The sequence below is a fragment of the Pseudomonas sp. Irchel s3h9 genome (assembly GCF_900187475.1).
GTDB lineage: Bacteria > Pseudomonadota > Gammaproteobacteria > Pseudomonadales > Pseudomonadaceae > Aquipseudomonas > Aquipseudomonas neuropathica.
Genome location: NZ_FYDH01000014.1, coordinates 16572 through 38468, shown reverse-complemented (window position 1 = coordinate 38468; position 21897 = coordinate 16572). Strand labels below are relative to the sequence as shown.

Sequence of the window (21897 nt, the reverse complement as noted above, 5' to 3'; positions counted from 1 at the left end):
CGTTCTGATAATTAGCTGATCTGCAAGACCCGAGCCATGGCCTGGTCGTCGTCTTTGGCGGTGTTCATCATCTTGACGTGCAACTCGAACTGCTTGGCCAAGGCCAGCACCGAGGTCATCTCTTCAACGGCGTTGACGTTGCTCGACTCCAGGAAACCCGACACCAGTTTGACGTTGGCATCGGCCGGCGCAGGCTGGCCGTCCTTGGTGTAGATCGAGCCGTCGAGGCCCTTGTTCATGTTCTTGATGTCCGGGTTGACCAGCTTGATCCGGTCGACCTCCGCCATGACGCGCGGGCCTTCGCCCATCGCCCGAATACTGATGGTGCCGTCTTCACCGACTTCGATCTGCTGCTCGGGCGGCACGGCGATCGGACCGCCATTGCCCATCACCGGCATGCCGTTGCCGGCGCGCAATACGCCGAGGGCGTCGACGTTGAGGCTGCCGGTGCGCACGTAGCTTTCGCCGCCGTTCGGGTTCTGCACGGCGATCCAGCCATTGCCGGTGACAGCGACGTCGAGGTCACGACCGGTCTGCACCAGCGAGCCCGGAGTGAAGTCGGTGGCGGGCCGTTCGCTCATGGCAAACGCACGCGCCGGAAAGCTGTCACCGAACACCGGCATCGAACGCGCCTGCTCCAGGTCGCGCTGAAAACCGTTGGTGGAGATGTTCGCCAGGTTGTTGGCATGAGCCTTCTGCGCCAGTGCGTTCTGGCTGGCGCCGGTCATTGCCACATAAAGGTACTTGTCCACACTCTTTCCTCTGCATGCCGGACGTTTGCCGCCCACCGCTGTACTGCTGAGCCATAAGCAATTTGCAGACCAACTTTTTTCTGGCGCACAAAGGCCCGGCAAACAAAGGACTTGGGGGATGGCGAGGGGAAATTTGAAATGTATCGAAGTCGAAAAACCGGCGGTGTTATGCCGCTTGGCGGCAATCCCTCGAATGATCGTTCCCACGCTCCGCGTGGGAATACCTCAATGGACGCTCTGCGTCCGCTTTGGGACGCGGAGCGTCCCGGGCTGCATTCCCACGCAGAGCGTGGGAACGATCACGTGCTGCCCGACTCTTTGCCGACTTCGTATTCACGCAGCTTGTTGGCAATGGTGGTATGCGAAACCCCCAAACGCTTACCCAACTGCCGACTGCTCGGATGCTCGGAATACAACCGCTCCAGCACCGCTTTTTCGAATCGCCCGACAATCTCGTCCAACCCGCCTTCCAGCGAGAAATCGCCAAGCGGCTGACGCACGCCATAATCCGGCAGACGAATATGTTCGGCCTTCACCGTGCCGCCATCGCACAGCGAAACTGCCTGGAACAAAACGTTTTCCAACTGCCGCACGTTGCCCGGCCAATGGTAATGACTGAGGCGATCCATCGCCGCCGGCGCCAGTTTCGGCAGCGAGCAACCGATCTGCCGACTGGCCTGATCGAGAAAGTGCTCGACCAGCGGCGTCAGTCCGTCGAGGCATTCACGCAGCGGCGGGATGTGCAGCGAGAGCACGTTCAAGCGGTGGTACAAATCCTGGCGAAACTCGCCGCGCGCGCACAGCTCCGACAAGTCGACCTGCGTCGCACAGATGACCCGCACATCCAGATAAACCTCTTCATCACTGCCGACCCGGCGGAAGCAACCGTCCTGCAAAAAGCGCAGCAACTTCACCTGAAGACGCGGGCTCATCTCACCGACACCGTCAAGAAACAGCGTGCCGCCCGCTGTCAATTCCAGCAGCCCGAGCTTGCCTTCGGCGCGCGCACCTTCGAACGCGCCCGGGCCATAACCGAACAACTCAGTCTCGGCCATCGACTCCGGCAGGCCTGCGCAGTTGAGCGCCATCAACGGCGACTGCCCACGCGGACTGGCGAGGTGACAGGCGCGCGCAAGCAATTCCTTGCCGGTACCGGTTTCGCCCTCAATTAATAGCGGAGCGTCGAGCGGCGCCATACGCCGCGCTTCACGCACCACGGCGGCCATCACTTTCGAGCTCTGGAAGATGCTGTCGAAGCCACGCAGCTCCTGCTTGCGCACGTTGTAGATGCGCTCGCCTACGCGATCGGCGCGGTGCAAGGTCAACACCGCACCAGCCATGGCCTCGCTGTCGTCGTGCTCCGATTGCAGCGGCGCGATGTCGGCCAGAAAGATGTCGCCCTTGACCTTGACCCGCATGCCGTTGATTCGCGATTTGTTGGCGCGCACCAACTCCGGCAAGTCGAAATCTTCGGCGTAACGCGACAGCGGAATACCCGGCACTTCATCGACCCGCACGCCGAGCAACTGCGCCGCCGCACGGTTGGCCGCCACGATCGAGCCACCCATGTCGATCGACAGCACCGGAAACTCCAGCGCACCGAGCAACGCGTTCAACTCCATGTGCCGTCGTTCGCTGGGCATCAGCCCAACCCGCTTGACGCCAAACACTCCGGCGATCGCCTCGAATTTCGGGCGCAACGCCTGGAACTGGATGTTGATCAGGTTCGGGCAATGCAGATAGATCGCGTTGCCATGCTCACCGCCGACCTCACCGCGCGCGACGTTGATCCCGTAGGCAACCAGCAGGTTAAGAATGTCGCGCAGGATGCCGATGCGGTTCTGGCAGTGGACTTTGATGCGCATATAAATCGCCCGAATAAACGATGAGAAACCTGTAGGAGTGAGCCTGCTCGCGATGGCTTTGGGTCAGTTGATATTGATGCTGACTGATGCACCGCTATCGCGAGCAGGCTCACTACTACAGGGGGACCGCACCAGACTTTTCTGTAGTGGCACGCAGATAGTTGTCAAGATTATGTGACAGCCACTAGGCTTTTCAAACCTGAAAATCACCGAAAATGCGCACCGGCGGTCAAAGCGTAACGATAACTTTACGAATTAAAGAGAAATTTCCCACGAGCAGGCCATTCAACCTGCTGCACATCAACTCGCTCTCAGGTAATTCTGAATCCATCGCTGGACATAACAAGAACGAATTCCCCTAGCAGGAGAGCAGTATGAAGCAGACGCAATACGTGGCCCGCGAGCCCGATGCGCAAGGTTTTATCGACTACCCCGCCGAAGAACATGCGGTGTGGAACACGCTGATCACTCGCCAGTTGAAAGTGATCGAAGGGCGTGCCTGCCAGGAATACCTGGACGGTATCGAAAAACTCGGTCTGCCCCACGACCGCATTCCGCAACTGGGCGAGATCAACAAGGTGCTCGGCGAGACCACCGGTTGGCAGGTCGCCCGCGTGCCAGCACTAATCCCCTTCCAGACCTTTTTTGAATTGCTGGCCAGCAAGCAATTTCCTGTGGCGACGTTCATTCGCACCCGCGAAGAACTGGACTATCTGCAAGAGCCGGACATTTTCCACGAGATCTTTGGTCACTGCCCGCTGCTGACCAACCCGTGGTTCGCCGAATTCACCCACACCTACGGCAAACTCGGTTTGCAGGCCACCAAGGAAGAACGTGTTTATCTGGCGCGCCTGTACTGGATGACCATCGAGTTCGGCCTGGTCGACACCCCGCAAGGCAAACGCATTTACGGTGGCGGCATCCTGTCCTCGCCAAAAGAAACCGTTTATTCGCTGTCGGACGAACCTGAGCATCAGGCGTTCGATCCGCTCGAAGCCATGCGCACGCCGTATCGCATCGACATCCTGCAACCGCTGTACTTTGTCCTGCCGAACCTCAAGCGTCTGTTCGACGTGGCCCATGAAGACATCATGGCCATGGTTCGCCAAGGCATGCAGCTGGGTCTGCACGCACCGAAGTTTCCGCCGAAACCGAAAGCCGCGTGAACCGCGACTTTTGCTGACAATTGAGCCTGTCCGTCGCCGCCACTTTGGTTTAGCGTGACGGCATTGACAGCTCAAACGTTTTAATAAAAAAACACACTCGATTCAGGAATACACCATGTCCACTTTGAACCAAGCCCACTGCGAAGCCTGCCGCGCCGATGCGCCACAAGTCAGCGACGAAGAACTGCCGATCCTGATCAAGCAGATCCCTGACTGGAACATCGAAGTCCGCGACAGCATCATGCAGCTGGAGAAAGTTTTCCTGTTCAAGAATTTCAAGCACGCCCTGGCGTTCACCAACGCTGTCGGCGAGATCTCCGAGGCAGAAGGTCATCACCCGGGCCTGCTGACCGAATGGGGCAAAGTCACCGTGACCTGGTGGAGCCATTCGATCAAAGGCCTGCACCGCAACGACTTCATCATGGCTGCGCGCACTGACGAAGTGGCCAAGACCGCAGAAGGACGCAAGTAATGCACTTCGACGCCATCGGCCGGGTACCCGGCGACCCGATCCTCGGTTTGATGGAGGCGTATGCGCAGGACACCAACCCGCGCAAATTCGACCTGGGCGTTGGCGTCTACAAGGACGCTCAGGGCCTGACGCCAATCCCGGAGGCGGTGAAAATCGCCGAAGCGCGGCTGGTCGAAAGCCAAGACACCAAGACCTACATCGGTGGCCACGGCAACCCGCTGTTCGGCAAAGTCATCAATCAGTTGGTGCTCGGTGCCGACTCGAAGCTGATCGCTGCACAACGTGCCGGCGCCACCCAGACCCCGGGCGGCACTGGCGCCCTGCGCCTGGCCGCCGACTTCATCGCCCAATGCCTGCCGGGCAAAGGCGTGTGGCTGAGCAACCCGACCTGGCCGATCCACGAAACCATTTTCGCCACGGCCGGGGTCAAGGTCAGTCACTACCCGTACGTGGGCAGTGACAACCGTCTCGACGTCGATGCCATGCTCGCGGTGCTCAACCAAGTGCCGAACGGTGATGTGGTGCTGCTGCACGCGTGCTGCCACAACCCGACCGGTTTTGACTTGAGCCATGACGACTGGCAGCGCGTGCTCGATGTGGTGCGCAGCCGCAATCTGCTGCCGCTGATCGACTTTGCCTACCAGGGTTTTGGCGATGGTCTGGAACAGGATGCATGGTCGACCCGGTTGTTCGCGGCCGAGGTGCCTGAGCTGCTGATCACCAGTTCCTGCTCGAAGAACTTCGGTCTGTACCGCGATCGAACCGGTGCGCTGATCGTCTGCGCGAAAAGCGCCGACAAGCTCATCGACATCCGCAGCCAACTGGCCAACATCGCCCGCAATTTGTGGTCGACACCGCCCGATCATGGTGCTGCGGTGGTCGCGACCATCCTCGCCGATCCAGAGCTGAAAGCCCGTTGGGCCGATGAAGTGGAAGCCATGCGTTTGCGTATCGCGCAGTTGCGCAGCGGCCTGGTTGAAGCGCTGGAGCCGCATGGCCTGCGCGAGCGTTTCGCACACATTGGCGTACAACGCGGGATGTTCTCTTACACCGGACTGTCGCCGGAGCAAGTGAAGCAACTGCGCGAGCATCACAGCGTGTACATGGTCAACTCGGGCCGGGCGAACGTCGCCGGCATCGACGCTACGCGCCTCGCCTTGTTGGCAGAAGCCATCGCCAGCGTCTGCAAATAATCCCTCCCATTGCTCGTTCCCACGCTCCGTGTGGGAATGCAGCCCGGGACGCTCTGCGTCCCAACAGCGGACGCAGAGCGTCCATTGAGGCGTTCCCACGCAGAGCGTGGGAACGATCAATCACCACAGTTTTTGCTCCCCCCTGCGGCCATCTGTCGCATTAATTTGAATTAAAAGTCTGATTGTCATTTTTCCTGCTGTATCCTGCGCAGGCTTTCAAGAAGCGCGGATCTACCAGATCTATCAACAGACTTAGCGAGGAGCGCAACCATGCACGAGATTCCTAATCTCCCCTTCCCAAGCCTGCACGTACCTGAGCAGACGACCACGCAGCAAGCCGGAGCCCAACAGCCCGAGCAGAAAGAAGCCGTTGAGAGCCGCCCGGCCGACAACGAAGAGTAAGACCCCGTCGTACAGACCGTGTGGAAAGCGCTAACATGCGCTTTCCACACTGCCTGAACCCCGAGCCCGCCATGACCGACGAATTCTCCGAAAGCCAAGCTGCCGTACTCATCGGCGCCACCGAGAAAATGATCGACATCTGGAACCGTCTCTCCCCCGAGAAACAAGCCGCCCTGCTCGCCCGTTTCGGCAGCGAAGAAAATGCCCTCGCGGCGCTGGTCACCACACAACTGGTTGCCCCGGCCAACCCCTGAAGCGGCCTCCCGGCAAATAGTTTTACTTTTCCCGCCCCAGAAGCCTCCACGCCGGTATCATAAGCAGCCTATCTAATCTGCCGTTCCTGTGGATCGTTACCCATGTCGTCCTCTATGTCCGAGCCCCAGCGCCCCCTGGCGGTCACGCTGCAAGTCGTTTCTATCGTCCTCTTCACCTTTATCGGTTATCTGAACATCGGCATTCCGCTCGCGGTGCTGCCAGGTTATGTGCACAGCGATCTGGGCTTTGGTGCGGTGATCGCCGGTCTGGTGATCAGCGTGCAATACCTCGCCACCCTGCTCAGCCGCCCGTACGCCGGCAAGATCATCGACAACCAGGGCAGCAAACGCGCAGTGATGATTGGCCTGGCCGGGTGTGGCTTGAGCGGTGTGTTCATGCTGATTTCGGCGTGGACCCCGAGCATGCCGATGCTCAGTTTGATCAGTCTGTTGATCGGTCGCCTGGTGCTGGGCAGCGCTGAAAGCCTTGTCGGTTCCGGCTCGATCGGCTGGGGCATTGGCCGGGTTGGCGCGGCAAACACCGCCAAAGTGATTTCCTGGAACGGCATCGCCAGTTATGGCGCACTGGCGGTTGGCGCACCGTTCGGTGTGTGGCTGGTCGGCCAGTTGGGTTTGTGGAGCATGGGCGTCAGCATCATCTTGCTGGCGATTCTTGGTCTGGCGTTGGCCTGGCCGAAAACCGCCGCACCGATTGTGGCGGGTGAACGCCTGCCGTTCATGCATGTGCTCGGTAAAGTGTTTCCCCACGGTTGCGGCCTGGCGCTGGGCTCGATCGGCTTCGGCACCATCGCCACTTTCATCACCCTGTATTACGCCACACAGCATTGGGACAACGCCGTGCTGTGCCTGAGCCTGTTCGGTGCCAGCTTCATCGGTGCGCGCCTGCTGTTCGGCAATCTGATCAACCGCCTCGGCGGCTTTCGCGTGGCGATTGCCTGCCTGTCGGTGGAGACACTGGGCCTGCTGCTGTTGTGGCTGGCACCGGACGCACATTGGGCGCTGGCCGGTGCGGCGCTGAGCGGGTTTGGTTTCTCGCTGGTGTTCCCGGCGCTGGGTGTGGAGGCAGTGAATCTGGTGCCGGCTTCAAGCCGTGGCGCAGCGGTCGGTGCTTATTCGCTGTTCATTGATTTGTCGCTGGGGATCACCGGGCCATTGGCCGGGGCGATTGCGGCAGGCTTCGGCTTTGCTTCGATCTTCCTGTTCGCCGCTCTCGCTGCATTGAGCGGATTGGCCTTGAGCGTGTATCTGTACAAGCACACGGCCAAGTACCGCGAAGACTAGAAGTCCACTTTGCCGCGCCCGGCCTTGATGCTGCCGCGCTTGGTTTTCGATTCGAGCCGGCGCTTCTTCGATCCGAGGGTCGGCTTGGTCGGGCGGCGTTTCTTTTCGACTTTGGTGGCGCTGAGGATCAGCTCGACCAGACGCTCAAGCGCATCGGCACGGTTGGCCTCCTGCGTACGGTATTGCTGGGCCTTGATGATCAACACGCCATCGCTGGTGATGCGACTGTCGCGCAACGCCAGTAGCCGCTCCTTGTAGAACTCGGGCAAGGACGAGGCCGGAATGTCGAAGCGCAGGTGCACCGCACTGGAAACCTTGTTGACGTTCTGCCCACCGGCACCTTGCGCGCGGATGGCCGTCAGTTCGATCTCGGCATCGGGAAGATGCACGTTGTTGGAAATCACCAGCATGGAAAAACGTCCGTAATCAGAGTGCACAGGATACCGCGATTAGCTGCAAAGCGACCTGCGGCCTGCGGGCGCAACTTCCAGCGCACTTATATCGAGCATCATTTCGAGTTACCATTGCGACCTTTAAATTTACCCGTTTAATGCAGGAAGCAGACTTATGAGCAACAAGGCAGTTATCGTTTTCAGTGGTGGCCAGGACTCTACGACCTGCCTGATCCATGCACTGACCCACTACGATGAAGTCCACTGCATTACCTTTGATTATGGTCAGCGTCACCACGCGGAAATTGAAGTTGCCCAGCAACTTTGCAAACAGCTTGGCGTGACCGTTCACAAGGTAATGGATGTCTCTCTGCTGAATGAACTGGCGATCAGCAGCCTGACCCGCGACAACATTCCCGTGCCGACCGTCAACAGCTCCGGAGAAAGTCTGCCCAGCACTTTCGTACCGGGAAGAAACATTCTGTTTTTGACCCTCGCTTCTATCTATGCGTATCAAGTTCAAGCCCGAACAGTCATTACCGGCGTTTGCGAAACCGACTTCTCGGGTTACCCGGATTGCCGCGATGAGTTCGTCAAGGCGTTGAACAACGCGCTTGAACTGGGCATGGATTACAAGTTACGTCTGGAAACGCCACTGATGTGGCTGAACAAAGCCGAAACCTGGGCGCTGGCTGATTACCACAATCAACTTGACCTGATTCGTCATCACACGCTGACCTGCTACAACGGTATAGCTGGAAGCGGATGCGGCGACTGTGACGCGTGCAATCTTCGCGCGAAAGGCCTCAGCGAGTTCCTGGAGAACAAAGAGCAGGTAACCAACAGTTTGAAATTGAAACTCAAACTAAAATAAGGCACAAAAAAAACGCTCGCCTGGACAATCCAAGCGAGCGCTTCTGCTATTCGATCAAACCTGGCTTCCTGTCAAATACTTCTTGAACAGCGACCGCGCCCCATAAGCGGGCATGATATTAAAGAAAGCAAAACCCACTTTGATCGCGATCTGCACATAGATCATGCTCAAGATCGCACTGTTCTCCATCGTTCCATAGAATGCGATGTAACAGAACAGAAAGCTGTCGATGATTACTGCAAACAATGTACTCAAGAATACGCGCAAGAACAGGAATCTGGAGTTGGTCAGTTCCTTGATCTTGCACAACAGATACGAGTTGATGTTTTCGGACACCAGAAACGATATCGAAGACGCTACCAGAACAGAAGACAATTGACTGATCACGTCGTTGTAAGGTCCATCGAGCTTCCACCCCGGCAACCCCGGCAAATGGGTGGTGATCGCCAATAGAATGATAATCGCCGCATTGCTGATGAACGCAAAGAGAATTGCCCGGCGCGCCAACCGCAGACCAAAGGTCTCGTTCAACAGGTCAACGATCAGAAAGGTCAGCGGGTAAAGAAAGGTTCCCGGGGTCACGACAATGTCAAAGTAATCCAGATAGATCGGTTTAGTCGCTGCAATACTGGTGAAGATATAAAGCGTGAACAACATCAAGTTCAGGATGATGTAGATCATCCAGGAACTCTCATGACGATCATTGATTTCGTAAGCCGTCAGCGCCCCACCCTGGGAGTAGAACTTCTTGTAGAGGTTTTTCACTTCGATTTTATTCAGATTATCCATAATCTCACTATTCAACACTTCACTCAGTTTTATTTTAATTATCTTGCCTGTCGCAATGACCATGATAACGGCCAGGCTTTTTCCATTTTCGAACCCCAGCAATTTGTACTTGCTGTTTTCCATTTCAACACTGCAATCCATTAAATCGTTCCTCGATTACATCTCCGATCACGCATACACGATCCGTATCAAAGCTGCCTTCATGGCTTATAGATAACTTCGCTGTGATTTTGTCATACACCAGTTTTTCCCTGTCGCTGGTCGATGCTCCTTTCTGCACGATCAACAGATCGCCGGGTTCGTTCATGCCACTGATTTCATTTTCCAGAAGCACGCCAATCAGGTTAAAGGAAGCGCCAAAATAGTAAGTCAGTGGATGAATCGTGGCCAGTTCACCAATTCTTTTATCCAGACTTTGCAGCAGCATACTTTCCTTGATGACAGGCACCGCCGCCGGATTCATGTTCCCCTGTGGCGAAATACTGCTTTCGATGATTTCCTTCTCTTCAAAATCAATCGTTTCTATTTCCTCGTAAGACACGCCGAAGAAATCAGAAATCTTGCGTACAGTGGACTGTTGTACATTGACCACTTTGCCTTCAAGGATGTTGTAGATGGTGGTACGCGTCAAACCACTGGAGTGACACAAGGACAACTGCGTCTCCCCGCGACTCTTTATCAGGTATTTGATGTTGTTTTTCAGATTCTCCGATCTTTCTCTTCTGTGTATCACATGCTTGCCATCCATTTTTTAACTGCAATCAATGTCACACCCAGAATGATCATTCCGGACATGCACAAGTGAGGTAGGAAATTGCAGTTATATCCCTGTCAGTGCCGCGCAGGATCATAGCATTCTCCCTCCTTGGGTTCGGTATAAAAAGTCAGCCTTCACGCGATGCCACCCACCCACTGGCAGGATGATTTCAGCCTTTGTACTGACTATTCAGTTTCGGTTGCCTTTCACCCGGCGTCTGAAAATCGGCATCATGCCATGGCCGTTTTACACCCGCAGCGGCTACAAAAAGAATCATTTTCTTTGAAGAATGTTCATTTTTTTGATTAATTCTGTGGCGTTCCTCACTGAAAAATTTATGATGCGTCAACCCGGCGCTTCATTCTCGAGAGTGAAAGAACGAAAAAACGGGGACCTGTACAGGGTTTAGTTTTGCGCTCACAGCGGTCAAAACACGGATTCGCCTGTACAGATCTGGCAAGCAAGGACATGCGCAAATCTCGCAAAACCAGGGAAGGAATCAAGCAATGGCAGTCATTACTGAACCGCTCAAGAACCAGGCTGACATGTTGCGTCGTGGCCTGGCGGATCTTCGCGCAGAAGACGCCGAACTGGCGGCCATTCTCGACGCTGAAGTCACGCGTCAACAGCACACGCTTTCACTGGCCTCCTCCTCCTGCGCCGTCCAGCCGCGAACCTTGGCGGCCTCTGCTTCCGTGCTGGTCAACGTGACGGCAGAGGGCATGTCCGGCAAGCGCCACAGTGCAGGGTGCGAGAACGTCGAACTGGTCGAGTCGCTGGCCATCCGCCGAGCGCGGCAACTGTTCGGCGCGCAATACGCCAACGTGCAGCCACACTCAGCGTCGAACGCTATATACCAAGTCCTTACGGCCTTGCTGGAGCCTGGCGACACCTTGCTGGGTATGGCAGTGGAACACGGTGGTCATCTCACGCATGGCAGCCTCGCGGCGTTTTCGGGCGCCTACTACAAGGCGATCCAGTACGGCACGACATCCGACGGTCTCATTGATTACGACAAAGTGCGTCTGCTGGCGCTCGCCCATCGCCCACGCGTCATCCTCTGCGGCGCCACCGCCTATTCACGCGTAGTCGACTTCAAGCGGTTTCGCGAAATTGCCGATGAAGCCGGCGCCATCCTGCTCGCCGACATTTCGCATATCGCCGGGCTTGTGGCCACCGGACGGCATCCAGGTCCGATCGACGCCGCACATGTCACCGTCACCTGCACGCACAAGCAACTCGCCGGACCTCGGGGTGGCGTGATCCTCAGCGGTCGGGACGCAAACACCAAGATCCCAGGCTTGAGAACCACCTTCAGTCGCCTGCTGGATCAAGCCGTTTACCCGCACATGCAGGGCGCGCTCGCCGCCAACATGATCGCAGCGAAGGCTGCCGCGCTGGGTTACGCAATGTCCGCAGAATTCGATGCCTGCATGGCACAGATCCGCAGTACGGCGGATGAAATGGTCAAAGCGTTTCAGGCCAAGGATTATGAAGTGGTCGGCGGCTGCAGTGAGAACCACACAGTGCTGGTTCGCTTGCGGGGTGGCATCACAGGGGCTATCGCGGAGGCGGCGCTGGGACACTGCGGGATCATCGTCAACAAACATCGCCTACCCGACGATCCCCGTTCGGCACTTGTCACCAGCGGGCTGCGTATCGGCACCGCGGCTCTAGCGCAACGCCGGGTCGATGTCCACGGCAGCCGCCAGATCGTCGATTTGATCGTGCGGGTTCTGAATACGGTAGCGCCGCTCGGCGAACAGGATTACACCCTGGAACCTCTGCTCCTCGCGCAGTTTCGCTCAGAGGTCGAAACCCTGTGCAGGGACTATCCTCTCGCCGACTATCAATAGCGGTCCAACATTTGCGCCCATAAAAAACCCGGCACTCAGGCCGGGTTTTGTGTTTCTGCGTCAGCGCTTACTTGGCAGCACCTGCCGCAGGTACGGCCTGTTGCGCACCGCGCTTGTTCTTGATCACGTAGCAAACCCACATAAATACGACCCACACCGGAATCGCATACACCGAGATCTGAATGCCCGGGATCAGCAGCATCACGCCCAGGATGAACGCGACGAACGCGAGGCAGATGTAGTTGCCGTACGGGTACCACAGCGCCTTGAACAGCGGCGTCTGCTGAGTCTTGTTCATGTGCTGGCGGAACTTGAAGTGCGAGAAGCTGATCATCGCCCAGTTGATCACCAGCGTCGCAACCACCAGCGACATCAGCAGCTCCAGCGCGTGCTGCGGGATCAGATAATTGAGCAGCACAGCCACCAGCGTCACTGCCGCCGAAGCCAGGATCGACCGCACCGGCACGCCGCGCTTGTCGATCTTCGCCAGACCTTTCGGCGCATCGCCCTGCTCGGCCATGCCCAGCAGCATACGGCTGTTGCAGTAGGTGCCACTGTTGTACACCGACAACGCGGCGGTCAGGACCACGAAGTTGAGGATGTGCGCGGCGGTGTTGCTGCCGAGCATCGAGAACACTTGCACGAACGGACTGCCACTGTACGAATCACCGGACGCGTTAAGGGTTTCCAGCAGGCTGTCCCATGGCGTCAGCGACAGCAGGATCACCAGCGCACCGATATAGAAAATCAGGATCCGGTAGATCACCTGATTGATCGCTTTCGGGATCACGGTTTTCGGTTTGTCCGCTTCAGCGGCGGTGAAACCGAGCATTTCCAGACCGCCGAAGGAGAACATGATGATCGCCATGGCCATCACCAGACCGCTAACGCCATTGGGGAAGAAACCACCGTGCGACCACAGATTGCTCACCGAGGCTTGCGGGCCGCCGTTGCCGCTGACCAGCAGGTAGCTACCGAGCGCAATCATGCCGACGATCGCCACGACCTTGATGATCGCGAACCAGAATTCGGCCTCACCGAAGACTTTGACGTTGGCCAGGTTGATCGCGTTGATCAGCACGAAGAAAGCCGCTGCAGACACCCAGGTCGGGATGTCCGGTGCCCAGTAGTGGATGTATTTTCCGACCGCGGTCAGCTCCGACATGCCCACCAGAATGTACAGAATCCAGCAGTTCCAGCCCGACAGGAACCCGGCAAAGCCGCCCCAGTACTTGTGCGCGAAATGGCTGAAGGAACCGGCCACCGGCTCTTCGACAATCATCTCGCCGAGCTGGCGCATGATCATGAAGGCGATGAAGCCGCAGATGGCGTAGCCGAGAATCATCGACGGGCCGGCGGATTTCAGTACCCCGGCCGAGCCGAGGAACAATCCGGTACCGATCGCGCCACCGAGGGCGATCAGTTGAATGTGGCGATTTTTCAGGCCGCGTTTCAGCTCGCCTGATTGCGAGGGTTGTCCACTCATGAAAAAGGTCTCACGCAAGGTTTGATGATGTTCAGTAGACGTTGCTGCCAGGTTGCGATTTCAAGCAGCCCCGATCAAACCCCAGCGCAGGCACCAGGAGTTCAGCTCATTTACAACGGTCATGCGTCACCTGTTTGTTTTTATCTGTGACGAAATCGAACCCGAAACGCTTGTGGCGCCACGGAGTGAACAAGGCGGATAGCCTTGAGATTTGCGCGATTACGCAGAGGGTCACAGTTAAAACGCGGCGCATTGTACACCGCTAACCCCCTGCTGCCAGACCCCGCTGGATCAGCGTGGCGGTTGCCGGGATTGCGTGTGTCCGCCTCGAGACACTCGAGCGGCTGCAAAAATTGAGTCAGGCCTTTGCAGGCCATCGGCGTGGACGAGGAAAAAACCGTCCCACGGAGAGAGATGGAGATCAGTCACGGCGTTCATTGCGCCTCCTTCTTGTTATGCACCTGCACGACAGGCATGGGGCGCATATCACCCTGCAAACGATGCTGAAACAAGCGTGCCAGAGCCTTGTCCGGCCCGCGGCGGAGCAGGCTTCGGCAGCTTTTCCTTACAGCGCTCATGACGGGTTGGTTTCACTCGGTTTTAACGGCTTTTTTGTAAACATTTCTTTACGACGCGTAACGCAGAGTTTCCATTTCAGAAATATCCGTCAGACGTCTGCAAATTGACGGTAGCTAGCTTGCTAATGAAACGTGCCGTTTAGTTTTTTGTTTTCAAATAAGAAAACTGCCGCCGAAAAACAGAATAAAAAGTCTATTTAAAAAATAAATGAATAATTTTTTGCATTACAAAAAACCCTGAACTAGGTTCTTCACGTCTTGCCGGCCACCTCGACCGGCCAGTCACAACCGTGAATGTCATCTAGGAGATCGACCATGCAAGCACTGGAAAAAGACTTGGATACCGAACTGCAACTGGACGAATGGTTTGAAGCACCGACCCACGAGGCGGCTGTAGAAATGATGCAAGCCGACGCGGTAGTTCCGTTCGGCACGGCGATGTGGCCTCTGTAAGACATCTCCGGGCAGGCACGATCCGGCCGGTCGTGCCTGCCGCTTTTTACACGGTCAGTCAGGGAGGATTCATGGATAAGCCCCGCGCGATCTCGCATTTCCTTTACTACCTCGAACACCACCCCGCCCTTGCCGGCATCGACTCGGCGAAGGTATTGCTCGGCCACACGGCTGATTACGAAGCGCTGACCGGCGCGATCGCCGAACAGGCAGGCGATCATCCTCGTTTCCAGTTCAGCACCCGACGTCTGGACCTGGACAGCACCGCAACGCTGACCTCGGCAATCACCGACAGCGATCTGTACATTTTTTTCTACGACTCTTCCACCTTGCCCAACCCACGCCCCGACGGCCCGGAGTTCGTGCGCGCGCTGCAAGCGGTGATGGCGGAGAACTGGAAGAAGTCGCTGCTGTTCAAGGATTACGGCGATTATTTCTATGACACCTTCAGCGTCACCCCGCAGCGGATTGCCGGACTGAACAGTCACCTGATCCAGCGTATGTCCCACGCGACCACGCTGAGTTTCAAGGACGATGACGGCTCATGGTTTGAAACGCCGCTGAGCAGCATCAAGAAGTGGACCGATATCAACGGTGTCGGCAACTTTGACCTGGCCCCCGGCGAAATCGCCACGCACAGCGAGGCCATCAACGGCCATGTGAAGTTCAAGGGCACGTTCCTCAGCACCATCCCGTTTGCGCGCAAGTACGGTGTGCTGGAATCACCACTGGAACTGTGGATCGAGAACTCGACCATCAGCCGCATCGCCACGGAGGTGCCGGGGCTGGAGCATGACTTCAACAAGTACCTGGACGCCAATCCGTCGAACCGGCGGATTGAGGAGTTGGGGATTGGCACCAATGAAGGCGTGAAGGATTTGTATGCGCGTAATGCCGGGTTTGAGGAGCGGCATTGTGGGTTGCATCTTGGGTTGGGCGGTGGCGCCAAGGGCAGTCATCACCTGGACCTGATCTTCTCCGGCGGTGTTTTGGCGCTGGATGACAAGCCGGTGTTTGATGGGCGTTTTGTGTTCTAGCCCCAAGATTTAATCGTTCCCACGCTCCGCGTGGGAATGTAGCCTGGGACGCTCCGCGTCCCTCTAGAGCCGAACGCGGAGCGTCCGTTGAGGCATTCCCACGCAGAGCGTTGGAACGATCGGTGTGCGCCAGACGAAAAAAAACGCCAACCCTGCGGTTGGCGTTTTTTCATTTGGCGCTAAACCCGATCACTCAGGCTTTTTACGACCAAACCCCGGACGCTGACCGGAACCGGCCGGTGCGCCACGACGCTTGCCCGACGGCTTGTCACCGTCAACCAGCTTGATCCCCGGACGCTTCGGCGCAGGTTTGGCCGGGCGCTTGTTGGTGGTGTCCGCTGGACGATCCGCCACAGGCGTGCCACGACCGGCAGGTGCACCACGCTCGCCACGCTCAGTGCGACCGTTGGCCGGACGCGGAGCGCGTTCGCCGTCACGGGCTACTGGCTTGCGACCTGGACGCTCGCCTTCGATCTGCGGTTCACGGCTTGGGCGCGGACCGGTCGGCGCGCCAGCGGCTGGACGCAGCGTACGAACGCGCTCGGTCTTGGCCATCGGCCGCGACGATTTGCGCTGCATGCGCTCAAGCTTGTCTTTGCTCTTGGCGTTCAGTTGCGGCATCGCTACCGGCGTCAGGCCGACTTCAGCACTGAGGATGTCGACTTCGTACTGGCTCATTTCGCGCCAGCGCCCCATCGGCAGGTCGGAGTTGAGGAACACCGGACCGAAACGCACGCGCTTCAGACGGCTGACCACCAGACCCTGCGATTCCCACAGACGACGAACCTCACGGTTACGGCCTTCCATCACCACGCAGTGATACCAGTGGTTGAAGCCTTCACCGCCTGGCGCCTGCTTGATGTCGGTGAACTTCGCCGGGCCATCTTCCAGCACGACGCCGGCCTTCAGGCGCTCGATCATCTCGTCGTCGACTTCACCGCGTACGCGCACGGCGTACTCACGGTCCATCTCGTAGGACGGGTGCATCAGACGGTTGGCCAGCTCACCGTCGGTGGTGAACATCAGCAGACCGGTGGTGTTGATGTCGAGACGACCGATGTTGATCCAGCGACCTTCTTTCGGACGCGGCAGCTTGTCGAACACGGTCGGACGGCCTTCAGGGTCGTCACGGGTGCAGATCTCGCCATCGGGTTTGTTGTACATGATCACGCGGCGGACCGATTCGGCCGCTTCTTCGCGCTTGATCACCTTGCCATCAATGGTGATGGCGTCGTGCATGTCGACGCGCAGACCGAGGGTGGCGTCTTTGCCATTGACCTTGATCCGGCCCTGGCTGATCCAGGATTCCACGTCACGGCGCGAGCCGACGCCGATACGGGCGAGGACTTTCTGCAGTTTTTCGCCTGCTGGGCCGATTTCCTGGTCGTCTTTCTGAATGATGTCGCTCATCTGGGCACCTCCCGGTGTGGTCTGTTCAGGCGGCGCCTGAAGCATTGAAATCTGGGTACTTAGCCGAAGGGATCGGCGAAGGGTCGCGAATCATACGCGGATGTGCGCCATCGCGCATCAGAGACTAGTCGATCAGGCCAAGGTTATTTCTTTTTCCGCCGACCGGCGCCACCGAGTTTGATCAGGCGCAGCGCGGCTTCGGCCAGTACGCTGCGCTTGTCGTCCTTGTCGAGTTTCTTCCAGGCTTTGATTTCGCGCTTGCTGCGGCCGCAGCCGAGACAGATGTCGTCGGTGAATTTGCAGAGGCTGATGCACGGGTCTTTGGTGGAACTCATCGAGGTCTCCGAAAAACACAAATCCCTTGTAGGAGTGAGCCTGCTCGCGATAGCGGTGTGTCAGTCAACATCTTCTTGACAGATACACCGCTATCGCGAGCAGGCTCACTCCTACAGGGGATCGCGGTGTTTGGCAGGGCGGGTCAGTCTTCCAATTCGCGGCGTTCGGCCTCGATGGCTTCGGCCAGGGCACGGGCTTCGGCTACTTCTTCGCTTAGCTCCGGTTCTGGCGCGGGTTGTTCGAGCGCGGCGACGGCGGCCAATAGTTTTTCGCGGGCTTCGGCGACGCCAAGAATGTCCTCTTCCGGTTCGGCTTCTGGCTCTGCTTCAAGTTCAACTTCAATCGCTGGCTCAGCGACTTCGGTTTCAGGCTCGTTCGTCGGCACGTCACTGTCGCCCGCCTCACCATCCACCGCATCCCGCAGCAAATCATCGAAGTCGGTCTTGATCCCCTCCTCCATGCTGTCCAGCTCCAACAGCAAGGTATGGAAACTGGTCTCTTCCTTCTCCTCTTCCGGCTCGGCGCTGGCATCGGCCAGTTCCTGCAAGCCCTGCGGCACCGGAGCGTCGTCGAAATCAAGCACCGGGTCAGTTTCCATTTCGCGCAATTCGGCCAGCGGCGGCAGGTCTTCGAGGTTCTTCAGGTTGAAGTGATCGAGAAACATCTTGGTGGTGGCAAACATCGCCGGTTTGCCCGGCACATCGCGGTAACCAACAACACGGATCCACTCGCGCTCCAGCAAGGTCTTGACGATATTGCTGTTCACCGCCACGCCACGCACGTCTTCGATCTCGCCACGGGTGATCGGCTGACGGTAGGCGATCAGCGCGATGGTTTCGAGCAAGGCGCGGGAGTAACGCTGCGGGCGCTCTTCCCACAAGCGGCCGACCCACGGCGAAAACTTTTCGCGGATCTGCAAGCGATAGCCCGATGAGACTTCCTTGAGCTCGAAAGCACGGCCCTCGCAGGACTTGCCCAGCAGGGTCAGGGCTTTCTTGAAGACCGCAGGCTCGGGCCGTTCGCCTTCTTCAAACAGTTCAAACAGACGCTCAAGGGATTGCGGCTTTCCCGAGGCCAACAGAAAGGCTTCAAGCAGGGGGGCCAGCTCGCGGGGTTCAGTCAGGTTCATGTTTCGACTCGTTATTCGGCTCGGGCTCGCACGTGGATCGCGGCGAACGGCTCATTCTGCACCAGCTCGACCAAGGATTCCTTGACCAGTTCAAGGATCGCCATAAAGGTCACCACCACACCCAGCCGCCCTTCCTCGGCGGTGAACAGCTCGACGAACGGCACAAAACCGCCGCCCTTGAGCCGTTCCAGCACATCGCTCATGCGCTCGCGGGTGGACAGTGCCTCGCGGCTGACCTGGTGGCTTTCAAACATATCGCCACGGCGCAGCACTTCGGCCATGCACATCAAAATCTCTTCCAGCGCGACATCCGGCAACAGCTTGCGCGCCCGGGCTTCCGGGGCGTCGAGCTTGGGCACGATCACATCGCGGCCAACCCGGCTCAAGCCGTCGATGCCTTCGGCGGCCGCCTTGAAACGCTCGTATTCCTGCAAGCGGCGGATCAGTTCGGCGCGCGGGTCGTCTTCCTCGTCTTCGACAGTCTCGGCCCGAGGCAGAAGCATGCGCGACTTGATCTCGGCGAGCATCGCGGCCATCACCAGATATTCGGCGGCCAGCTCCAGGCGCACCGACTGCATCAACTCGACATAGCCCATGTACTGGCGGGTGATTTCCGCCACCGGGATGTCGAGGATGTTGATGTTCTGTTTGCGGATCAGGTACAGCAGCAGGTCGAGCGGGCCTTCGAAGGCTTCAAGAAAGACTTCCAGCGCATCCGGCGGGATGTACAGGTCCAGCGGCATCTCCATGACTGCCTGGCCATAGACCATGGCAAATGGCAGTTCTTGCTGAGCGCCGGCCTGCGGATCGACAACGGTTTCCACTGCGGACATTCAGGCCTCGACCATGAACGGCGCGGGGTCGCCGCAACCGACGCGGATCACTTCCGGGTCGTCGCCGGTCAGGTCGATCACGGTGGAGGCTTTAATGCCGCCAAAACCGCCGTCGATGATCAAGTCCACTTGGTGTTCAAGCAGTTGGCGCATTTCGTAAGGATCGCTGAGCGGGTCTTCGTCGCCGGGCATGATCAGGGTCACGCTCATCAGCGGCTCGCCGAGTTCGGCCAGCAGCGCCAGCGCGATCGGATGGCTCGGCACACGCAGACCGATGGTGCGCTTCTTCGGATGCAGCAACAGACGCGGCACTTCGCGGGTAGCGTTGAGAATGAAGGTGTATGGCCCCGGCAAATGCGCTTTGAGAATGCGGAAGGTGCCGGTGTCGATCTTGGCGTAGTTGCCCAATTGCGACAGGTCACTGCAGATCAGCGCGAAGTTATGCTTTTCATCGAGCTGGCGCAGGCGGCGCACGCGCTCAATCGCGGTCTTGTCGCCGATCTGGCAGCCGATGGCGTAGGAAGAATCCGTGGGATAAACCACCACCCCGCCCTTGCGGATGATTTCGACCGCCTGTTTTATCAGGCGCGCTTGCGGGTTTTCCGGATGAATCTGGAAAAATTGACTCACATTCTCTACCTGTTCAGACGGCGGCAATATCTGTGTCATGTTTGAACCGACACCACAGGGGTGGAAGGTCCTCGGGAACCGGCCGGTACTGGCCGATCTCGGACCAGCCGCCAGGGCCATGGAAGTCACTGCCAGCGCTGACCAGCAGACCGAACTCTCGGGCAAGGATTGCCAGGCTGCCGACCTGTTCCGCAGGCTGATGGCCATTGACCACCTCGATCGCATGCCCGCCTGCTTGAATATAGTCGGCAATCAGCTTTCGACGCTTGCTACGAGTGAAATCGTAGTGCCACGGATGCGCGAGGCTGACCCAGGCCCCGGCGGCACGCAGTGTGCCAACGGTGTCTTCCAGCGTCGGCCAGTGCAACTTGACGTCACCCAGCTTGCCGGCGCCGAGCCATTTGCGGAATGCCTCGGCACGATCCTTTACAAAACCTTCACGCACCATCCAGTCGGCGAAATGCGGACGGGCCGGGGCGTTGCCGCTGTCGCCCAGTTCCTGCTGGACCTGCCGGGCACCATCGAGGGCACCGGGCATGCCCTTGAGAGCGAGTTTGCGGCTTATTTCTTCCGACCGCAGCCAGCGCCCATCGTGCAATCTGGCAATCGCTTCGACCAACGGTGCGGCGTTGACGTCGAAACCGTAGCCCAACACATGAATCGTCGCGCCGCCCCAGGTGCAGGACAATTCGACGCCGTTGACCAGTTGCATGCCCAATTCGTTGGCGGCCGTGCGCGCTTCGGCGAGGCCTTCGAGGGTGTCGTGGTCAGTCAACGCCAGGACTCGCACGCCGTTCTCGAACGCACGCGCAACCAGAACCGCAGGCGCGAGGGCGCCATCGGAGGCCGTGCTATGGCAATGCAAATCAACATTCACGGGGAGTTGTAACCTCAAATCAGCTGGCGCTATCGCGCGCCCATATGTTTGTTATTATGCCGCCACATCCAGCTTCTGGCTCTCACTGTGAAACAATTCATCGATTTCATCCCGCTTCTGCTGTTCTTCATCGTTTACAAACTTGATCCACGGGTCGTCGACATCGCTGGCCATGAAGTGACTGTAGGCGGTATTTACAGCGCCACGGCGATGCTGATCATCAGTTCCCTGGTGGTGTACGGCGCGTTGTTCATCAAACAGCGCAAGCTGGAAAAGAGCCAATGGCTGACCCTGATTGCCTGCCTGGTGTTCGGCAGCCTGACGCTGGCCTTCCACAGCGAGACCTTCCTCAAGTGGAAAGCCCCGGTGGTCAACTGGCTGTTCGCCGTCGCCTTCATCGGCAGCCACTTCATCGGTGACCGCCTGCTGATCAAACGCATCATGGGCCACGCACTGACCCTTCCGGATCCGGTCTGGACCCGCCTGAACATCGCCTGGATCGGCTTTTTCCTGTTCTGCGGCGCTGCCAACCTGTTCGTCGCCTTCACCTTCCAGAGCTACTGGGTGGACTTCAAGGTGTTCGGCAGCCTGGGCATGACCTTGGTATTCCTGGTCGCACAGGGCATTTACCTGTCGCGTCATCTGCACGATGCCGATACCACAACAACACCAAAAACCGAGGACTGACATGCTCTACGCCATCATTGCCACCGACGTCGCCAACTCGCTGGAAGCACGCCTGGCCGCGCGCCCTGCGCATCTGGAACGCCTGCATGCGCTCAAGGGCGAAGGCCGCATCGTACTGGCCGGCCCGCACCCGGCCGTCGACAGCAATGATCCGGGCGCAGCGGGTTTCACCGGCAGCCTGATCGTCGCCGAATTCGATTCCCTAAGCGCTGCGCAAGCATGGGCCGATGCTGATCCGTACATCGCCGCGGGTGTCTACGCCAACGTGGTCGTCAAGCCGTTCAAGCAAGTCCTGCCTTAAACGTTCGGTGATGAGGGGATTTACCCCTCATCACTCGCGACACTGCCTCACGCAATGAACCTTCCT

24 protein-coding genes are annotated in these 21897 nt (G+C 58.2%); 12 read left to right on the top strand and 12 right to left on the bottom strand.

Going from position 1 to position 21897, the window contains the following annotated elements; translation table 11 throughout:
- Positions 1–11 precede the first annotated feature (11 nt).
- Together CKW26_RS21935 and CKW26_RS21930 are read right to left on the bottom strand one after the other, a co-directional pair.
- Positions 12–752, bottom strand: coding sequence for a flagellar basal body rod protein FlgF (locus CKW26_RS21935; RefSeq protein WP_093439577.1), 741 nt, complete (start codon positions 750–752; stop codon positions 12–14).
- Positions 753–1051: 299 nt separating this feature from the next.
- Complete coding sequence (locus CKW26_RS21930; RefSeq protein ID WP_095050155.1) at positions 1052–2617, bottom strand: sigma-54-dependent transcriptional regulator; 1566 nt, start codon at positions 2615–2617, stop codon at positions 1052–1054.
- Positions 2618–2991: 374 nt separating this feature from the next.
- Here CKW26_RS21930 and phhA point away from each other — a divergent pair, with 374 nt between their 5' ends.
- The 6 genes from phhA to CKW26_RS21905 all read left to right on the top strand — a co-directional run bounded on the left by phhA (position 2992) and on the right by CKW26_RS21905 (position 7406).
- Positions 2992–3783 (top strand): phenylalanine 4-monooxygenase, encoded by a 792-nt coding sequence (gene phhA, locus CKW26_RS21925; protein WP_007965510.1) that lies wholly within the window; start codon positions 2992–2994, stop codon positions 3781–3783.
- A 115-nt stretch (positions 3784–3898) separates the two neighbouring features.
- Positions 3899–4255: a 4a-hydroxytetrahydrobiopterin dehydratase gene (locus CKW26_RS21920; RefSeq protein WP_003222798.1), complete on the top strand. Its 357-nt coding sequence runs from the start codon at positions 3899–3901 to the stop codon at positions 4253–4255.
- Entirely contained in the window at positions 4255–5448 is a 1194-nt protein-coding gene (locus CKW26_RS21915) for an amino acid aminotransferase (protein ID WP_095050154.1), read from the top strand. Before CKW26_RS21920 ends, CKW26_RS21915 begins: the two co-directional genes overlap by 1 nt.
- 270 nt (positions 5449–5718) lie before the next feature.
- The gene (locus CKW26_RS30300; RefSeq protein WP_256573958.1) at positions 5719–5850 is read left to right on the top strand and encodes a hypothetical protein; all 132 of its coding nucleotides are present in this window, start codon (positions 5719–5721) and stop codon (positions 5848–5850) included.
- A gap of 35 nt (positions 5851–5885) precedes the next feature.
- A complete protein-coding gene (locus CKW26_RS21910) occupies positions 5886–6104 on the top strand; it encodes a hypothetical protein (protein WP_256579948.1) in 219 nt (72 codons plus the stop codon).
- Positions 6105–6218: 114 nt separating this feature from the next.
- Positions 6219–7406, top strand: coding sequence for an MFS transporter (locus CKW26_RS21905; RefSeq protein WP_176471293.1), 1188 nt, complete (start codon positions 6219–6221; stop codon positions 7404–7406).
- Here the strand turns inward: CKW26_RS21905 and arfB are convergent.
- Positions 7403–7816 carry an alternative ribosome rescue aminoacyl-tRNA hydrolase ArfB gene (arfB, locus tag CKW26_RS21900; RefSeq protein ID WP_095050152.1) on the bottom strand — a complete coding sequence of 138 codons (414 nt, stop codon included), beginning with the start codon at positions 7814–7816 and terminating at the stop codon, positions 7403–7405. The genes CKW26_RS21905 and arfB overlap by 4 nt on opposite strands.
- 157 nt (positions 7817–7973) lie before the next feature.
- Here arfB and queC point away from each other — a divergent pair, with 157 nt between their 5' ends.
- Complete coding sequence (gene queC / locus CKW26_RS21895) at positions 7974–8672, top strand: 7-cyano-7-deazaguanine synthase QueC (RefSeq protein WP_095050151.1); 699 nt, start codon at positions 7974–7976, stop codon at positions 8670–8672.
- Between the two features lie 54 nt (positions 8673–8726).
- On the opposite strand, the gene CKW26_RS21890 is transcribed toward queC, so the two are convergent.
- Both CKW26_RS21890 and CKW26_RS21885 read right to left on the bottom strand, forming a co-directional pair.
- Positions 8727–9602 carry a queuosine precursor transporter gene (locus CKW26_RS21890; protein WP_093439557.1) on the bottom strand — a complete coding sequence of 292 codons (876 nt, stop codon included), beginning with the start codon at positions 9600–9602 and terminating at the stop codon, positions 8727–8729.
- Positions 9586–10209: a helix-turn-helix transcriptional regulator gene (locus CKW26_RS21885; RefSeq protein ID WP_176471290.1), complete on the bottom strand. Its 624-nt coding sequence runs from the start codon at positions 10207–10209 to the stop codon at positions 9586–9588. The genes CKW26_RS21890 and CKW26_RS21885 overlap by 17 nt, the downstream gene beginning before the upstream one ends.
- Positions 10210–10724: 515 nt before the next feature.
- Between CKW26_RS21885 and glyA the strand changes: the two genes are divergently transcribed.
- Positions 10725–12074, top strand: a complete 1350-nt coding sequence (glyA, locus tag CKW26_RS21880; protein ID WP_095050150.1) for a serine hydroxymethyltransferase — start codon at positions 10725–10727, stop codon at positions 12072–12074.
- Positions 12075–12141: 67 nt separating this feature from the next.
- On the opposite strand, the gene CKW26_RS21875 is transcribed toward glyA, so the two are convergent.
- On the bottom strand, positions 12142–13560 hold the full coding sequence (locus CKW26_RS21875) for an amino acid permease (RefSeq protein WP_095050149.1): 1419 nt from the start codon (positions 13558–13560) through the stop codon (positions 12142–12144).
- A gap of 893 nt (positions 13561–14453) precedes the next feature.
- On the opposite strand from CKW26_RS21875, the gene CKW26_RS30090 reads away from it, so the two are divergent.
- Positions 14454–14591 carry a hypothetical protein gene (locus CKW26_RS30090; RefSeq protein WP_003222780.1) on the top strand — a complete coding sequence of 46 codons (138 nt, stop codon included), beginning with the start codon at positions 14454–14456 and terminating at the stop codon, positions 14589–14591.
- A 71-nt stretch (positions 14592–14662) separates the two neighbouring features.
- A complete protein-coding gene (locus CKW26_RS21870) occupies positions 14663–15628 on the top strand; it encodes a leucyl aminopeptidase (RefSeq protein ID WP_095050148.1) in 966 nt (321 codons plus the stop codon).
- Positions 15629–15817: 189 nt separating this feature from the next.
- Here CKW26_RS21870 and rluB read toward each other — a convergent pair whose 3' ends face one another.
- From rluB to CKW26_RS21840, 6 genes are all read right to left on the bottom strand, one after another.
- Complete coding sequence (gene rluB / locus CKW26_RS21865; RefSeq protein WP_095050147.1) at positions 15818–17038, bottom strand: 23S rRNA pseudouridine(2605) synthase RluB; 1221 nt, start codon at positions 17036–17038, stop codon at positions 15818–15820.
- A 143-nt stretch (positions 17039–17181) separates the two neighbouring features.
- Complete coding sequence (locus CKW26_RS21860; protein ID WP_034153249.1) at positions 17182–17373, bottom strand: DUF1289 domain-containing protein; 192 nt, start codon at positions 17371–17373, stop codon at positions 17182–17184.
- A gap of 143 nt (positions 17374–17516) precedes the next feature.
- Complete coding sequence (gene scpB / locus CKW26_RS21855) at positions 17517–18503, bottom strand: SMC-Scp complex subunit ScpB (RefSeq protein ID WP_095050146.1); 987 nt, start codon at positions 18501–18503, stop codon at positions 17517–17519.
- Positions 18504–18514: 11 nt separating this feature from the next.
- Positions 18515–19213, bottom strand: coding sequence for a ScpA family protein (locus tag CKW26_RS21850; RefSeq protein ID WP_172828192.1), 699 nt, complete (start codon positions 19211–19213; stop codon positions 18515–18517).
- A gap of 123 nt (positions 19214–19336) precedes the next feature.
- Positions 19337–19966: an L-threonylcarbamoyladenylate synthase gene (locus CKW26_RS21845; protein WP_093440143.1), complete on the bottom strand. Its 630-nt coding sequence runs from the start codon at positions 19964–19966 to the stop codon at positions 19337–19339.
- Between the two features lie 13 nt (positions 19967–19979).
- A complete protein-coding gene (locus CKW26_RS21840) occupies positions 19980–20843 on the bottom strand; it encodes a PHP domain-containing protein (RefSeq protein WP_095050145.1) in 864 nt (287 codons plus the stop codon).
- An 87-nt stretch (positions 20844–20930) separates the two neighbouring features.
- Here CKW26_RS21840 and CKW26_RS21835 point away from each other — a divergent pair, with 87 nt between their 5' ends.
- Positions 20931–21530 (top strand): septation protein A, encoded by a 600-nt coding sequence (locus CKW26_RS21835; protein WP_093439529.1) that lies wholly within the window; start codon positions 20931–20933, stop codon positions 21528–21530.
- A gap of 1 nt (position 21531) precedes the next feature.
- Positions 21532–21831, top strand: a complete 300-nt coding sequence (locus tag CKW26_RS21830) for a YciI family protein (protein WP_095050144.1) — start codon at positions 21532–21534, stop codon at positions 21829–21831.
- The last annotated feature ends 66 nt before the right edge of the window (positions 21832–21897 follow it).

Excerpts from the sequence above, each read along its gene's own strand:
- CKW26_RS21885 (WP_176471290.1), bottom strand. The coding sequence starts at position 10,209 with ATGGATGGCAAGCATGTGATACACAGAAGAGAAAGATCGGAGAATCTG.
- queC (WP_095050151.1), top strand. The coding sequence starts at position 7,974 with ATGAGCAACAAGGCAGTTATCGTTTTCAGTGGTGGCCAGGACTCTACG.
- CKW26_RS30300 (WP_256573958.1), top strand. The coding sequence starts at position 5,719 with ATGCACGAGATTCCTAATCTCCCCTTCCCAAGCCTGCACGTACCTGAG.
- CKW26_RS21920 (WP_003222798.1), top strand. The coding sequence starts at position 3,899 with ATGTCCACTTTGAACCAAGCCCACTGCGAAGCCTGCCGCGCCGATGCG.
- rluB (WP_095050147.1), bottom strand. The coding sequence starts at position 17,038 with ATGAGCGACATCATTCAGAAAGACGACCAGGAAATCGGCCCAGCAGGC.
- glyA (WP_095050150.1), top strand. The coding sequence starts at position 10,725 with ATGGCAGTCATTACTGAACCGCTCAAGAACCAGGCTGACATGTTGCGT.
- CKW26_RS30090 (WP_003222780.1), top strand. The coding sequence starts at position 14,454 with ATGCAAGCACTGGAAAAAGACTTGGATACCGAACTGCAACTGGACGAA.
- scpB (WP_095050146.1), bottom strand. The coding sequence starts at position 18,503 with ATGAACCTGACTGAACCCCGCGAGCTGGCCCCCCTGCTTGAAGCCTTT.
- CKW26_RS21910 (WP_256579948.1), top strand. The coding sequence starts at position 5,886 with ATGCGCTTTCCACACTGCCTGAACCCCGAGCCCGCCATGACCGACGAA.
- phhA (WP_007965510.1), top strand. The coding sequence starts at position 2,992 with ATGAAGCAGACGCAATACGTGGCCCGCGAGCCCGATGCGCAAGGTTTT.
- arfB (WP_095050152.1), bottom strand. The coding sequence starts at position 7,816 with ATGCTGGTGATTTCCAACAACGTGCATCTTCCCGATGCCGAGATCGAA.
- CKW26_RS21830 (WP_095050144.1), top strand. The coding sequence starts at position 21,532 with ATGCTCTACGCCATCATTGCCACCGACGTCGCCAACTCGCTGGAAGCA.
- CKW26_RS21875 (WP_095050149.1), bottom strand. The coding sequence starts at position 13,560 with ATGAGTGGACAACCCTCGCAATCAGGCGAGCTGAAACGCGGCCTGAAA.
- CKW26_RS21890 (WP_093439557.1), bottom strand. The coding sequence starts at position 9,602 with ATGGATTGCAGTGTTGAAATGGAAAACAGCAAGTACAAATTGCTGGGG.
- CKW26_RS21870 (WP_095050148.1), top strand. The coding sequence starts at position 14,663 with ATGGATAAGCCCCGCGCGATCTCGCATTTCCTTTACTACCTCGAACAC.
- CKW26_RS21860 (WP_034153249.1), bottom strand. The coding sequence starts at position 17,373 with ATGAGTTCCACCAAAGACCCGTGCATCAGCCTCTGCAAATTCACCGAC.
- CKW26_RS21905 (WP_176471293.1), top strand. The coding sequence starts at position 6,219 with ATGTCCGAGCCCCAGCGCCCCCTGGCGGTCACGCTGCAAGTCGTTTCT.
- CKW26_RS21915 (WP_095050154.1), top strand. The coding sequence starts at position 4,255 with ATGCACTTCGACGCCATCGGCCGGGTACCCGGCGACCCGATCCTCGGT.
- CKW26_RS21930 (WP_095050155.1), bottom strand. The coding sequence starts at position 2,617 with ATGCGCATCAAAGTCCACTGCCAGAACCGCATCGGCATCCTGCGCGAC.